We start from the raw sequence: 14,497 nt of genomic DNA on the forward strand, positions 1-14,497 counted from the left end.
GAGGGTCTGACGCCATGGCTTCCATCCACGACACGAAGCGGCCCGGGACGATCCACGGCTCCCGGCGCCGGGGCCTCGCACTGCACACCGTGCTGGTCCTCGGACTGCTGCTCTCGGCCTTCCCGTTCTACTGGGCCGTGATCATGTCGACGCACACCTCGTCGGAGATCTTCTCCTACCCGCCGAAGCTGCTGCCGGGCTCACACTTCGGGGAGAACGTCCGCAGCCTGTTCCGCACGGTCGACTTCTTCGGCTCGATGGCCAACTCCCTGCTGGTGGCGGGGTCGGTGACGTTCCTGGTGCTGCTCTTCGACTCGCTGGCGGCGTTCGTCTTCGCCAAGTTCGACTTCCCCGGCAAGCGGACGCTGTTCGTGCTGCTGATGTTCATCTTCATGGTCCCGGCGCAGCTCGCGGCGATCCCGCAGTTCGTCATCATGGCGAGGATCGGCTGGATCGGCTCGATGACCGCGCTGATCGTGCCGGCCGCCGCGAACGCCTTCGGCATCTTCTGGATGCGCCAGTACATGAAGGGCGCGATCCACGACGAACTCCTCGACGCCTCCCGCATCGACGGCGCGAGCTTCCTGCGCCAGTACTGGCACGTGGCGCTGCCGGTCGTCCGGCCGGGCCTGGCCTTCCTCGGCATCTTCACCTTCATGGGCCAGTGGAACGACTACGCCTGGCCGCTGATCGCCCTGACGAACCCGGACAACGTCACCCTCCAGGTCGCGCTGTCCCAGCTGAACGGGACCCACGGCACGACGGACTACGGGATGGTCATGACGGGCGCGCTGCTCGCCCTGATCCCGCTGCTCGTCGTGTTCGCGATCGGCGCCCGCCAGATCATCGCGGACCTCGGCAAGGGAGCCGTCAAGTGACCGATCCCCTGTCCCCCGCGGCCGATCCGCTGATCGCGCTGCGCCCCTGGGAGTCGCCCGAGACGACCTCCTGGCGGCGGCTGCCCATGAACGCCGTAGACCGGCGCGCCGGCGCTCACCTCCTGGACGGCGAGTGGCGCTTCCAGCTGCTGTCCGCTCCGGACGCGCCGGCCGGCGACACGTGGTCGACGGCGGCCGTCCCCGGCGTGTGGACGCTCCAGGGCACCGCGGACCTGCCTCAGTACCTGAACATCCGGATGCCGTTCGCGCAGTTCCCGCCGGCGTCGCCCGAGCGCAATCCGACGGGCGTGTACGAGCGGGAGGTCGACGTGCCCGCCGACTGGGCCGGACGACGGATCGTGCTCCAGGTCGGGGCCGCGGAGAGCGTGCTGCTGGTGCACGTGGACGGGCGGCCCGTCGGCCTGTCCAAGGACTCCCACCTGGCCGCCGAGTTCGACCTGACGGACGTGGTGCGCGCCGGGGAGCGGGCCGTCGTACGGCTGACCGTCGTCAAGTGGTCGGACGCCTCGCACATCGAGGACCAGGACCAGTGGTGGCACGGCGGGATCACCCGCTCGGTCCTGCTGTACGCGACCGACCCGCTGCATCTGGCCGACGTGGCGGTGCGGGCGTCGCTCGGCGGTGAGCTGCGGGTGGACTGCCGGGTGCGGGACGCGCGCGGGGCGCTGCCCGTGGGCTGGCACGTCAGCGCGGAGCTGGACGGGCTGCCGCTCGCGCCGGACACCGCTTTCGACCTGGCCAACGCCGAGGACGGGCGCGTCTCCGACTTTCTCGGCGAGGCCCGGCTGCTCGCGCGGGTGCCCGACGTACGCCCGTGGACCGCCGAGACGCCCGAGCTGTACGGCCTGACCGTCCGGCTGCACCGCGCGGACGGCACGGTCGCGGACGTGTCCCGGCACCGGGTGGGCTTCCGCGACGTGGAGATCGCCGGACGGGATCTGCTGATCAACGGGGAGCGCGTCTTCATCCGGGGCGTCAACCGGCACGACTTCCATCCGCTGACCGGGCGCACGGTGTCGTACGACGACATGCGGGCCGATCTGGTGCTGCTCAAGCGGTTCGGCTTCAACGCGATCCGCACCGCGCACTACCCGAACGACCCGGCGCTGTACGACCTCGCCGACGAACTCGGCTTCTACCTCGTCGACGAGGCGGACATCGAGTCCCACGACCACGCCCACGAGATCGCCGAGGACCCCCGCTATCTGAACGCGTTCGTGGACCGGGTCTCGCGCATGGTGCTGCGGGACAAGAACCACCCGTCGATCGTCGTCTGGTCGCTGGGCAACGAGTCCGACTACGGCGCGGGCCACGACGCGGCGGCCGGCTGGGCGCGCCGCCACGACCCGACGCGGCCGGTGCAGTACGAGGGGGCCGCCAAGCGCGGCTGGGCGGACCCGGACGTGGCCTCCGACATCGCCTGCCCGATGTACGCGCCGCTGGAGGACTGTCTGGCGCACGCCCTGTCGGGGCAGCAGACCAAGCCGCTCATCCAGTGCGAGTACTCCCACGCGATGGGCAACAGCAACGGCACGCTCGCCGACCACTGGGCCGCCATCGAGGCCACCCCGGGTCTTCAGGGCGGGTTCATCTGGGAGTTCTGGGACCACGGAATCCTCCAGCGTGTGAACGACGCGGGACCGGCCGGCCGTGAGGGCGCCGGACACTATGACAACGGTGTCGCCGCGCCCGGCTACCGCTGGGCCTACGGCGGCGACTTCGGCGAGCGGGAGCACGACGGGGCGTTCATCGCGGACGGCGTGGTCTTCCCCGACCGCACGCCCAAGCCCGTGATGTACGAGCACCGCGAGCTCGCGGCGCCGGTGCGGCTGACGGGCTCGCGACACGAGGGCCTGGTCCTCTCCAACCACCAGCACTTCCGCGGTCTGGAGTGGCTCGCGGCCGAGTGGGAGCTGTCCCTCGAGCACGGCGGCACCCTGACCGCGCCGGCCGAACTGCCGCCGCTGCGGCCGGGCGGTACGGCGGTGGTGCCGCAGCCGTTCGAGCTGCCGGAGGACGGCGGCGAGGCGTGGCTGACGCTGCGGGTGCGCACCGCGCACGACCTGCCGTGGGCGCCGTGCGGCACCGAGGTGTGCGCGCCGCAGCTGCGGCTGCGCGCGGCCGAGCCGGTCGAGGAGCGGTCGGTGGCGGCGCGCGTGGAGGTCGACGACGAGGGGCTGCTGGTGCATCCGCTGCTGAGCGCGGCGCCCACGCTGTCGCTGTGGCGGGCCCCGACCGACAACGACGAACTGGGCGGTGCGGCGCGACGCTGGCGGGAGTGGGGACTTGACGCGCTCGTGCGCGAGCCGGTCTCGGTGAGCCGGCACGGTCTGTCGGTGACGGTGGTCGCCGAGTACGCGGGCCCGGCGGGCGTGGTGCGGCACCGGCAGGTGCTCACGCCGGTCGAGGGCGGGGTGCGCGTCGAGGAGGAGGCCGAACTGCCGGAGGAGTTCGACGACGTGGCGCGGGTGGGTTCGGTGTTCGAGACGGTCGCGGGACCGGACCTGCTGGAGTGGTTCGGTCAGGGCCCCTGGGAGTCGTACCCGGACCGCTGCGCGGGAGCCGCGGTGGGCCATCACTCGGTCCCCGTGGACGCGCTGTTCACGCCCTATCTGCGGCCGCAGGAGAGCGGCGGCCGGCACGGGGTGCGGCGCTTCACGCTGTCCGCGCCGGACGCCACGGGTGTCGCGGTGACCCTGGACGAGCCGCGTCAGGTGTCCGTCACCCGGTACCGCGCCGAGGAGCTGGCGGCGGCCGCCCATCACGACGAACTGACGCCGCGCGCGGGCTGCGTGGTGCACATCGACGCGGCGCACCGGGGTCTGGGCACGGCGTCCTGCGGCCCCGACACCTTCCCCTCCTACCTCGTCGCACCGGGCGTCCACCGCTGGAGCTGGACCCTGCGCGTCCTGTAGCCGCCGCCTCCGACTCCCCCTCTGCACGACTCCCTTCCCCCGGCTTTCCCATGGAGCACCTGTGTGTACTTCGCATGCCCAGAACCCGGGCGAGGCCCCGCAGGCCCGCGCCGGACGGCGTGGGTTCCTCAGAGCCACCGCGCTGCTCGGCGCGGCCGCGACGGCTTCGGTGGCGCTGCCCGCGACCGCCGACGCCGCCGGTACGGGCCGCTCGCGTCCCGATCCCGACAGCCGCCGGTTCACGCTCGCGGTGATGCCGGACACGCAGTACCTCTTCGACGGGCCGAGCATCGACAAGGCCCCGGTGGAGGCCTCGCTCAGGTATCTGCTGGCGCACGGGGAGGACGAGAACATCGTCTTCCTGTCCCACCTCGGGGACCTCACGCAGAACGGGACGAAGGACGAAGTAGCCGCCGTCAGCGAGGCGTTCGCCCTGCTCGACCGGCGGGGGGCCGGGTACAGCGTCCTGGCCGGCAACCACGACGTGCCGTCGTCCACGACCGACCAGCGTGGCGCGACGCCCTACCTGGACGCCTTCGGCCCGCGACGCTTCACGGGCAGGCCGACGTTCGGCGGCGCCTCCCCCGACGGTTACAACGCCTACCACGTCTTCCGGGCCGGCGGGCGGGAGTGGATGGTGCTGGCACTGGACTGGCGGCTGTCGGACCAGGGGTACGCGTGGGCGGCCGGCGTCCTGGCGCGGAATCCGCACACCCCCGTCGTCCTCACCACGCATGAACTGGTCGTCGCGGACGACACGTTGTCGCCGTACGGGCAGCAGCTGTGGGACCGGCTGATCGCCGACCACGACCAGGTCTTCCTCACCCTCAACGGCCACTACTGGCCCGCCGGGCGGGCGGTCCGCCGCAACAAGGCCGGGCATGACGTCCACCTGCATCTGACGAACTATCAGAATCGTTACTTCGGCGGTGCGGCGATGATCCGCCTCTACCGCTTCGACCTCGACCGGAACGTCATCGACGTGGAGACGGTCTCGCCGTGGATCCTGGGCCGGGCGGCGAAGGGTCTCAACGAGCTGGAGCGGCAGGAGATCGAACTGAGCGGCGACGCCGACCGGTTCACCGTCGGCATCGACTTCGCCGAGCGGTTCTCCGGTTTCGCCCCCGCTCCGGCCCGTCCCGCGCGCCCGGCGTCGCGGATGCTGGTGAGCGGCACGGTCGCCTACTGGCGTTTCGACTCGGCGGTCTCCGGCGCCGTGCGGGACCTTTCCGGGCACGGCAACGACCTCGCCGTGGTGGCGGTGGGGGGTGCTTCGCTCGGCTGGTCCCCGGACCACCACCCGGACCAACCCGGCCACGGCAGCCTCGAGTTCCAGGGTCACAAGTCCCCGCTGAAGGGGGCGTATCTGCGCACGGTCGACGGGGCGCCCATCAACTCGGCCACCTTCAAGACCGGTTACACCATCGAGGCGTTCTACCGCCTCCCCGCCGACTGGGACCCCGCGCACCACGCCTGGCCGGGACTGGTCGGCCGCACCGGCACGGGAGGGGCCGCCGGGAAGACGGCCGACGACCCCGACGAGCCGCTCGCCACGCTCTCCCTGTCGAACGACCGTGAGCCGCAATGGGCGATGCGCCCGCTGAACCAGCAGGGCATCGCGACCAACTGGGGCCAGGAGACGCCTCTTGAGACCTGGTGGCATGTCGCCGTCGTCAACGACGGCAGGCACACCACGCTCTACGTCGAAGGGTGCCCGGTGGTCCGCAACCCGAGGGCGTCCGCCGTCGGGATCGCCTCCGTCGGCCTGCCCTGGCTGCTCGGCGGCTACGAGTACGGCGGGCGCATCGACCAGATCCTGCACGGGCGGCTCGGCGACGTCCGGATCGTCGAACGGGCGCTGCCCGTGACGTCGTTCATGAACCACTGACACCGCAGAGGACCACGATGACCGAGCAGCAGCTTCCCGTCTGGGCCGATCCGTCCGTCTCCCCCGCCGATCTCGACGCCCAGGGCGTCTCCCGACGCCGGTTCCTGCGCCGGGCAGGCCTGTTCGGGGCTGCCTTCGCCCTCGAGTCGACGGCCGCCCCGGCGTTCGCCGCCACCCGCCCCGGCCTCGGCGGAGAGGACCCGCAGCTGGCCTACCTCGTCGGCGACCACCATGTGCACTCCGTCTACAGCCACGACGCCAAGTACACCTTCTCCCAGCAGGCGCGGGCCGCCGCGAAGTACGGCCTCGACTGGATGGTGTTCAACGAGCACTCCAACTTCGGGCACGCCCGTTACGGCGCCGCCATGGAGCACAAGGAGATCCTCAAGGCCCGGGCCGAGAACCCCCGTCAGCTGATCTTCCAGGGCCTGGAGTGGTACATCCCGGCCGCCGAACACTGCACGGTGTTCGCCGCGCCCGGCCCCAACGAGGTCGATCTGCTGACGAAGTTCGAGCTCGCCTACGACGGCAAGCTCCTCGGCTACACCGAGGGCTCCGCCGGCGCGGCCGACACCGCACGCAACGAGGCACACGCGGTCAAGGCCGTCCGGTGGCTGGCCGAGCAGCGCCGTACCGGTTACGTCGACGACGTCCTCGTCCTCGCCAACCACCCGATGCGCCTCGGCGTCGACTCCCCGCACGAGATGCGCGCCTGGCGGGACGCCGCCCCCGAGATCATGATCGGCATGGAGGGCGCGCCCGGCGCTCAGGGCGCGGCGATCCCCGGCCTGCGCGGTACGACGTCGATCCGCGGCGAGTACGAGAACAAGCCCTCGGCGCAGTCCTGGGCCGGTTACCCGGCCGACGCCTACCTCACCTACGGCGGCTTCGACTGGGCGACCGCGACGGTCGGCGGTCTGTGGGACTCGATGCTGGCCGAGGGCCGGCTGTTCTCGATCACCACCAACTCCGACAACCACCGCACCGTCTTCGACACCTGGAAGAACGGCGACTGGCCGGCCGGACAGAACTTCGACGACACCGGCAGGCTGCCCGACCCGGTGAACACGGACACCCCGCAGCCGGGCAGCGACTTCTGGCCGGGCGAGTTCAGCCGCACCCACGTCGGAGTCACCCGATACGGCTACCGCTCGGTGATGGCGGGACTGCGCGCGGGCCGGGTGTGGCTGGACCACGGCCATCTCCTCGACGGGCTGGAGGTGCGGCTGACCCGCGAGGGCGACCGCGGCCGGGGCGTCACGCTCGGCGGCCGGTTGCGGGTCCGCAGGGGTGAGAAGCTCACCCTGCACATCACCGTGACCACCGCCTCCCGCCCCAACCCCCATGGAATCCTGCCCCGGTTGGCGCATGTGGACATGATCCGCGGCGCGGTGCGCGGCCCGGTGGCCGATCGCGACGACTGGCGCGCGCCCGACAGCAGGGTCGCCTGGTCCGGGGACGTGAGCGGCCGCAAGGGGGCGTACACGCTGCGTGTCCCGCTGACCGCGGGCGAGGAGTCCTTCTACGTCCGGCTGCGCGGCAGCGACGGCAAGCGCAACGGAACCGGTTACCTGGGCGCGTCCGTCGACCCGCACGGCCCGATCCCGCACCCGCCGGGCGACGGCGACCCCTGGCAGGACACCTGGTTCTACTCCAACCCGGTCTTCGTGGACGTGGTGCGCTGAGGCGGCCTGTCCGGGGGAACGGCCCTCACGCGTAGAACCGGGACAGGCTCCGCAGCACCGCCGCCGGTTTCGCCCCGCCCTCTATCTCGATCGTCCCGTCCACGGTGATCTGCACGCCGCCCGGGACCTCCTCGACCTCCGCCAGTTTCCCGGCCAGCCGAATCCGGGAGCCGACCTTCACCGGCGCGGGGAACCGCACCTTGTTCAGGCCGTAGTTGACCTTGGTGGTGACGCCCTGGACGTCCAGCAGTTCGGTGAAGAGCGGGATGAACAGGGAGAGCGTCAGGTATCCGTGGGCTATGGGCGCGCCGAAGGGCCCGTCCTTCGCGCGTTCGGGGTCGACGTGGATCCACTGGTGGTCCCCGGTCGCGTCGGCGAACGTGTCGACGCGCTCCTGCGTGACCTCGATCCACTCGCTCGTGCCGAGGTCGCTGCCGGCGAGCTTCTTGAGTTCGTCGAGGCCGTTGACGGTGATGCTCACGCGAGGGTCCTTCCGTCGGTCAGGAGTCGGTGCCGAAGCGTCGGCGCACCCGGGCTTTGAGGAGCTTTCCGGAGGCGGTGCGCGGGAGTTCGTCCGCGATCACCACCGACTTGGGGATCTTGTACTTGGCGAGCCGGCCGTCGAGGGAGGCGAGCACCTCGTCGGGATCCAGCGAAGCGCCCTCGCGGGGTACGACGACCGCGCGGGGCACCTCGCCCCACGTGTCGTCGTGCACGCCGATGACCGCGCACTCGACGATGTCGGGGTGGGTCAGGAGCCGGTCCTCGATCTCGGCGGGGTAGACGTTCTCCCCACCCGAGATGATCATGTCCTTGATGCGGTCGACGATGTGGACGTACCCGTCCTCGTCGACCTGCGCCGCGTCCCCGCTGCGGAACCAGCCGTCGGCGAAGGACGCGGCCGTCTCCTCGGGGAGCCCCCAGTAGCCGGGCATGACGTGCGGGCCGCGCACGATGACCTCACCGGTCTCGCCGGCGTCGACGGGTGTCAGGTCGGGTCGCACGACGCGGACGTCGCTGAAGAAGTGCGGGACGCCGGCCGAGCCCGCCTTGCTGACGGCGTGTTCCGCGTCCAGGAAGAGGGTGCCGGGCGCGGCCTCGGTCATGCCGTAGCCCTGGAGGAAGGTGAGACCGCGTTCCTGGTAGGCCGCGATGAGCGGGGTCGGGACGGGTGAGCCGCCGCAGGTGAGGATGCGCAGCGAGGACAGGTCGGCGTCCGGCCAGCGCGGGTGGCGGGCGAGCTGGTCGAACATGGTCGGCACGCCGAACATGAAGGTGATCCGGTGCCGTTCGACCAGGTCGAAGGTGGTCTGCGGGTCGAACGCCTCGACCAGGACGCAGGCGCCGCCCTTGAGCAGCACCGGCAGCGTCAGCATGTTCAGCCCGGCCGTGTGGAACAGCGGCGCGGTCACCAGGGCGCGTTCGTCGGCGATCAGGTCGGTGTCGACGAGGACGTTGACCGCGTTCCAGGTGAGGTTGCCGTGCGTGAGCATGGCGCCCTTGGGGCGGCCGGTGGTGCCCGAGGTGTACATGATGACGCAGGTGTCGTCGGGGCCGACGGGCTCGTCGAAGGGCTCGTCGTCGGCCGCGGCGAGCGCCTCCTCGTACTCGGCGCCGACCTCGACGTACGCGCGTACGTCGGTGCTGCCGGGCAGTCCGGCGACGAGGCCCGCGGACGCGGGGCCGTGGACGAGGGCCTTGGCGCCGGAGTCGGCGAGCTGGTAGGCGATCTCGGGGCCGGCCAGGCGGGTGTTGAGCGGGACGAAGACCGCGCCGAGGGCGCCGGTCGCGAACAGGGTCTCCAGGTAGGAGGGGTGGTTGGGGCCGAGGTAGGCGACGCGGTCGCCGCGGCGCACGCCCCGGGCGCGCAGGGCGTCGGCCAGGCGTGTGGTGCGGGTGTGCAGGGTGGCGTAGTCGGTCGGCCGCTCGCCGTGGATCAGGGCGGTGCGGTGCGGGGTCTTGCGGGCCCGGCGTGCGGGCCATGACCCCAGTCCCTCGTTGCGCATCTCCACGCCCCTCTACGGTGTGGTCAGCCCGAGCAGACGGGCGGCGTTCTCCTTGAGGATCCTCGGCTTCACGTCGTCCTTGATCGTCAGCTTGTCGAAGTCGGCGAGCCAGCGGTCGGGGGTGAGGACGGGGAAGTCGGAGCCGAAGAGGACCTTGTCCTTGAGCAGGGTGTTGGCGTACTGCACGAGTTGCGGCGGGAAGTACTTCGGCGACCAGCCGGACAGGTCGATGTGGACGCCCGGCTTGTGGGTGGCGACGGCGAGGGCCTCGTCCTGCCAGGGGAAGGACGGATGCGCCAGGATGATCTTGAGGTGGGGGAAGTCGGCGGCCACGTCGTCGACGTGGAGGGGGTTGGAGTACTTCAGCCGGATGCCTCCGCCGCCCGGGACGCCGGCTCCGATGCCGGTCTGCCCGGTGTGGAAGAGGGCGATGGAACCGGTCTCCTCGATCACCTCGTAGAGGCCGTACGCCACCGCGCGGTCGTCGGGGAAGAAGCCCTGGACGCTGGGATGGAACTTGAAGCCCTTCACGCCGTACTCCTCGACCAGGCGGCGGGCCTGCCTCACGCCGGCCTTGCCCCGGAAGGGGTCGATGGAGGCGAAGGGGATGAGCACGTCGGCGTTGGCGGCGGCGGCCTCGGCGACCTCCTCGTTGGGCACCGGCGGGGTGCCGGTGGCGGACTCGGCGTCCACCGTGAAGATCACGGCGGCCATCTTCCGCTCACGGTAGTAGCGGGCCGTCTCCTCGATGGTCGGCTTCCGCTCGCCCTCGACCTTGAAGTAGGCGGCGGACGCGTCGTGCAGGTCGTCGTCGAGCGAGGAGTGCCCGCTGGAGGACACCTCGGCGTGGGTGTGGACGTCGATCGCGACGAGTTCCTCGACGTCGATGCTCGCCATGACTCACGCCTCCGGGAACGCGGGCGCCGGGATGCCGACGGTCTGGAGCTCGGCGCCGACCGAGGTGGGGAAGGCGTCGGCCAGGGTCGCCGGGGTCCAGCCGCCGTCGGCGTAGGCCGCGCGGATCTCCTGCGGATGGGACCAGAGTGCCACCTTGTCGCCGCCGATGCCGATGGCCTGGCCGGTGACACCCCGGGCGGCCTCGGAGGCGAGGAAGGGCACGAGCGCGGCGCAGTCCTCGGGGGTGCCGAAGCCCTCGCCCTTGCGCAGGAAGTCGGGTAGCGCCTCGCCGTTCCTCATGGCCTCGACGTAGGGGGCGAAGGCGGGGACGGTCTCGGTCATCGCGGTCGCGGCGACCGGCACGATCGCGTTGACGGTGATGTTCGCGCGGCCCAGTTCCATGGCCCAGGTGCGGGCGAAGGCGGCGATGCCGGCCTTGGCGGCGGCGTAGTTCGTCTGCCCGAAGTTGCCGCGCTGTCCGGCCGGGGAGCCCACGAGGATCAGGCTGCCGCCCTCGCCCTGCTCGCGCATCCGTACGGCGGCGGCGCGGGCGCAGGTGAAGGTGCCCCGGAGGTGGGTGGCGATCACCGCGTCGAAGTCGTCGTCGGTCATCTTCCACAGCACCTTGTCGCGCAGGATGCCGGCGTTGGTGACCATGACGTCGAGCCGCCCGAACTCCGTGACCGCGCGGTTGACGAGCCGGTCCGCGGCCTCGGCCGTGCCGACCGGCACCACCTCGGCGACGGCGGCGCCGCCGGCCTCGGCGACGGATTTCGCGGCCTGCTCGGCGGCCGCCTCGTCGACGTCGTTGACGACCACGCAGGCGCCGTGGGCGGCCAGGGCGCGCGCATAGGCGAGACCGAGGCCCCGGCCGCTGCCGGTGACGACGGCGACCTTGCCGGTGAGATCGATGGGGGGCACGGGTGGGTCCCTTCACGCGGTGACAGGGGCGGTGCGGCTGCGGTCGGGCACCGGGGTGGGCCGCGAGGTCGAAGGTAGGAGCAATAATTGTCGTCGTCAATAGTTGTTGTCGCCCGACGCGTAGGTCATGCTGAAATCTGAAGCTCGCGGCACACACGACCGCATGTGACGCCCGACCGCACGCACACCGCCCCGCCGGGGCCGACACCAGGGAGCCCGCCATCGCCCGCCAGCACGACACCGTGAACGCCGCCCCGATCGACTCGGAGGAGCCGTGGATGCGCGGGCTGCACGCGGACGCGGGCTACCTGCTCTACCGGCTCGGCCTGCGCTCGGGCCAGTTGTTCAACACGTTCCTCCAGGAGTCGGGGCTGCGCCTGCGCCACTACGCGGTGCTGCGTTTCCTCGCCACGACGGAGGGCGCGCTCCAGCGCGAGCTGAGCGCACGGCTCGGGTACGACCCGAGCGCGATCGTCGGTCTCGTCGACGACCTGGAGAAGCTGGGCTTCGCCGAGCGCCGCCCGGCCCCCGACGACCGGCGCAGCCGGATCGTCGTCCTCACGGAGGCGGGCGGGGAGTTCCTGCGCGGCACGGACGAGGCCGGCCTGCGGGTGACGAACGAGCTGCTGTCCCCGCTCGACCCGGCCGAGCGGAAGACGCTGCACGCCCTGCTGCTGCGCGTCGCCGGGGACGGGCTCGGCGGATGAGAGGGCCGGGCGGACGATTGACGCCGGCCCGGCGGTCTGCCTAACTTCGCGACGGTGCGGGGCGACCCCTGTCCCGCCGCAGCACGGGGAGGAGGAACCCGTTGCCCACCACGTCGAGGACACCGCCGCTGACGGGCACGGCCGCCACGCCCGTGCCGGCGGTCGCGCCCACCCGTTCCGCCCCGGACCGGCTGCTGTCCGTGCTCGCCGCCTTCGACCACGCGCATCCGGCGCTGTCCCTGACCGACATCAGCCGGCGGGCGGGCCTGAGTCTGACCACCGCACACCGGCTCGTGGCGGCGCTGGCCGAGTGGGGCGCCCTGGAGCGGGACCCGGCGGGCACGTACCACGTGGGGCTGCGGCTGTGGGAGATCGCTGCGCTGGCCCCCCGGGGTCTGGCCCTCCGCCAGGCCGCGCTGCCCTACCTGGAGGACCTGTACGAGGCCACGCACGAGAACGTGCAACTGGCGGTACGGGACGGCGCCGAGGTCGTCTACACCGAGTGGCTCTCGGGACACTCGGCGGTCGGCGTGCGCATCCGCGTCGGCGCGCGCTGGCCGCTGCACGTGACCGGCGTCGGACTCGTCCTGCTGGCCCACGGCGGAGCGGAGCTCCAGGAGACGTACTGCGCCGCCCCGCTGGCCTCGTACACGGCCCACACGATCACCGACCCCGCGCTGCTGCGCCGCACACTCGCCGAAGTCCGGCGCACGGGAGTCGCGGTGAGCGACCGTCAGGTGACGGACGACGCCCTGTCGGTGGCCGCCCCGGTACGCGGCCCGGACGGCGAGGTGGTGGCGGCGGTGTCGGTGGTCGTCCCGGCGGCGAACGCCCAAGTCCCTTCCCTGGCACCGGCGATACGACTGGCGGCAAGAGGCATCTCCCGCTCCCTGGGCTGGCACCCGACGTGAGGCACTCACACGCTTGACGGACCGTCATCGGCGGGCCGCCGGCCGCGCTCACCCGTCCACGGCGGCTGCCGCGATCCTCCTTCACGGACTGAACCCACCTGCACCGCAACGACTTTCACGGTTTCACCTCTTGACGGCCGAGGGCAGTGGGAGCACATTGGGCGCACTTTGAGAGCGCTCTCACAGCGCACCTCCCGGACCCGTGCTCCCCCACCCCGTACCCGAGAGGCACACATGAGTGACACCTCCGGCACCCCCCTCGGACCGCGGCGCCCCCTGCGGCGGGCGTTCGTCGCCGTGTTCAGCACCCTCGGTCTCGCGGCGCTCGCCGCCACGGCCGCCACCCTGCCCGCGACGGCCTCCGCGCCCACTCCCCCGGCCGGCTGGACGCAGGTCTTCCTCGACGACTTCGACGGCGCCGCGGGAACCGGCGTCAGCACCGCCGACTGGCAGTACTCGACGGGGACTTCGTATCCCGGCGGCCCCGCGAACTGGGGCACCGGCGAGGTCGAGACGATGACGAACAGCACGAGCAACGTCTCGCTCGACGGCACCGGAAACCTGCGCATCACCCCGCTGCGCGACTCCGCGGGCCGTTGGACCTCGGGCCGGATAGAGACCAGGCGCACCGACTTCCAGCCCCCGTCCGGCGGCAAGCTGCGCGTCGAGTCCCGGTTGCAGATGCCCGCCGTCACCGGGACCGCGGCCGAGGGCTACTGGCCGGCGTTCTGGATGCTGGGCGCGCCGTACCGGGGCAACTACCAGAACTGGCCCTCGGTGGGCGAGATGGACATCATGGAGAACGTGCAGGGCCTGAACCGCGTGTGGGCGACGCTGCACTGCGGCAGCAGTCCGGGCGGCCCCTGCAACGAGACCACCGGCATCGGCGGTTCCACCGTGTGCCCCGGCGCCGCCTGCCAGTCCGGCTTCCACACCTACGCGTTGGAGTGGGACCGCTCGGTGACCCCGGAGACGCTGCGCTTCTCCGTCGACGGGACCGTCTACCACACCGTCACCGCGAACCAGGTGGACGCCACGACCTGGAACAACGCCACCCGCCACGGCTACTTCATCATCCTGAACGTGGCGATGGGCGGCGGCTTCCCCGACGCCTTCGGCGGCGGGCTGGACGCCGACACCCACTCGGGCGTGCCGATGGTCGTCGACTACGTGCGGGTCCTCCAGGCCACGAGCGGCACCGGCGGGACCACGCCTCCCCCGAGCGGGAACCGTGACGCCTACACCGCCGTCCAGGCCGAGTCCCACGACGAGCAGTCCGGCACGACGACGGAGACGACCACCGACACCGGCGGCGGGCAGAACATCGGCTCCCTCGCGAACGGCGACTGGGCGCTGTACCGGGGCGTCGACTTCGGCTCCACCGCGGCGACCCAGTTCCTCGGGCGGGTCGCGAGCGGCGCGGGCGGCGGCGTCAGCGGTCTGGTCGAGGTCCGCCTCGACAGCCGCGGCAGCGCTCCTGTCGGGAGCTTCGCGGTGGCCGGCACCGGGGGCTGGCAATCCTGGCGGACGGTCCCCGCGAACATCGCCCCGGTCACCGGCACCCACGACGTCTATCTGACCTTCACCAGCGGCCAGCCGTCCGACTTCGTCAACGTGAACTGGTTCCGCTTCGGGCACTGAGGCGACAGCCCCGGGCCGGAGTTCACC

General features: G+C 71.9%; 11 protein-coding genes. 7 read left to right on the forward strand and 4 right to left on the reverse strand.

The window, feature by feature from the left end; genetic code table 11:
• The first annotated feature begins 14 nt into the window (after positions 1-14).
• The 4 genes from EV567_RS06415 (at position 15) to EV567_RS06430 (ending at position 7,387) form a co-directional block, all read left to right on the forward strand.
• Positions 15-878, forward strand: coding sequence for a carbohydrate ABC transporter permease (locus EV567_RS06415; protein ID WP_130437683.1), 864 nt, complete (start codon positions 15-17; stop codon positions 876-878).
• Positions 875-3,814, forward strand: coding sequence for a glycoside hydrolase family 2 TIM barrel-domain containing protein (locus tag EV567_RS06420; protein WP_242620699.1), 2,940 nt, complete (start codon positions 875-877; stop codon positions 3,812-3,814). Before EV567_RS06415 ends, EV567_RS06420 begins: the two co-directional genes overlap by 4 nt.
• Positions 3,815-3,875: 61 nt before the next feature.
• Positions 3,876-5,702, forward strand: coding sequence for a LamG-like jellyroll fold domain-containing protein (locus tag EV567_RS06425; protein WP_130437684.1), 1,827 nt, complete (start codon positions 3,876-3,878; stop codon positions 5,700-5,702).
• Positions 5,703-5,719: 17 nt separating this feature from the next.
• Positions 5,720-7,387, forward strand: a complete 1,668-nt coding sequence (locus tag EV567_RS06430; RefSeq protein ID WP_130437685.1) for a PHP domain-containing protein — start codon at positions 5,720-5,722, stop codon at positions 7,385-7,387.
• 25 nt (positions 7,388-7,412) lie between these two features.
• Here the strand turns inward: EV567_RS06430 and EV567_RS06435 are convergent, their stop codons facing one another.
• The 4 genes from EV567_RS06435 to EV567_RS06450 are packed head-to-tail and all read right to left on the reverse strand — an operon-like array spanning position 7,413 to position 11,211.
• Positions 7,413-7,868, reverse strand: coding sequence for a MaoC family dehydratase (locus EV567_RS06435; protein ID WP_130437686.1), 456 nt, complete (start codon positions 7,866-7,868; stop codon positions 7,413-7,415).
• 19 nt (positions 7,869-7,887) lie between these two features.
• The gene (locus tag EV567_RS06440) at positions 7,888-9,393 is read right to left on the reverse strand and encodes a long-chain fatty acid--CoA ligase (protein ID WP_130438285.1); all 1,506 of its coding nucleotides are present in this window, start codon (positions 9,391-9,393) and stop codon (positions 7,888-7,890) included.
• Between the two features lie 12 nt (positions 9,394-9,405).
• A complete protein-coding gene (locus tag EV567_RS06445; protein ID WP_130438286.1) occupies positions 9,406-10,281 on the reverse strand; it encodes an amidohydrolase family protein in 876 nt (291 codons plus the stop codon).
• A 12-nt stretch (positions 10,282-10,293) separates the two neighbouring features.
• Entirely contained in the window at positions 10,294-11,211 is a 918-nt protein-coding gene (locus EV567_RS06450; protein ID WP_130437687.1) for an SDR family NAD(P)-dependent oxidoreductase, read from the reverse strand.
• Between the two features lie 278 nt (positions 11,212-11,489).
• On the opposite strand from EV567_RS06450, the gene EV567_RS06455 reads away from it, so the two are divergent.
• The 3 genes from EV567_RS06455 (at position 11,490) to EV567_RS06465 (ending at position 14,470) form a co-directional block, all read left to right on the forward strand.
• Positions 11,490-11,918 (forward strand): MarR family winged helix-turn-helix transcriptional regulator, encoded by a 429-nt coding sequence (locus EV567_RS06455; RefSeq protein WP_130438287.1) that lies wholly within the window; start codon positions 11,490-11,492, stop codon positions 11,916-11,918.
• Between the two features lie 152 nt (positions 11,919-12,070).
• Positions 12,071-12,829 carry an IclR family transcriptional regulator gene (locus EV567_RS06460; protein WP_207228720.1) on the forward strand — a complete coding sequence of 253 codons (759 nt, stop codon included), beginning with the start codon at positions 12,071-12,073 and terminating at the stop codon, positions 12,827-12,829.
• 234 nt (positions 12,830-13,063) lie between these two features.
• Complete coding sequence (locus EV567_RS06465) at positions 13,064-14,470, forward strand: glycoside hydrolase family 16 protein (protein ID WP_130437689.1); 1,407 nt, start codon at positions 13,064-13,066, stop codon at positions 14,468-14,470.
• Positions 14,471-14,497 lie beyond the last annotated feature (27 nt).

Source organism: Streptomyces sp. BK239, from assembly GCF_004217285.1.
Classification (GTDB): Bacteria; Actinomycetota; Actinomycetes; order Streptomycetales; family Streptomycetaceae; genus Streptomyces.

What these genes read in the sequence shown, in the direction of transcription:
- EV567_RS06415 (WP_130437683.1), top strand. Translation starts at nt 15, where the DNA reads ATGGCTTCCATCCACGACACGAAGCGGCCCGGGACGATCCACGGCTCC.
- EV567_RS06430 (WP_130437685.1), top strand. Translation starts at nt 5,720, where the DNA reads ATGACCGAGCAGCAGCTTCCCGTCTGGGCCGATCCGTCCGTCTCCCCC.
- EV567_RS06440 (WP_130438285.1), bottom strand. Translation starts at nt 9,393, where the DNA reads ATGCGCAACGAGGGACTGGGGTCATGGCCCGCACGCCGGGCCCGCAAG.
- EV567_RS06455 (WP_130438287.1), top strand. Translation starts at nt 11,490, where the DNA reads ATGCGCGGGCTGCACGCGGACGCGGGCTACCTGCTCTACCGGCTCGGC.
- EV567_RS06465 (WP_130437689.1), top strand. Translation starts at nt 13,064, where the DNA reads ATGAGTGACACCTCCGGCACCCCCCTCGGACCGCGGCGCCCCCTGCGG.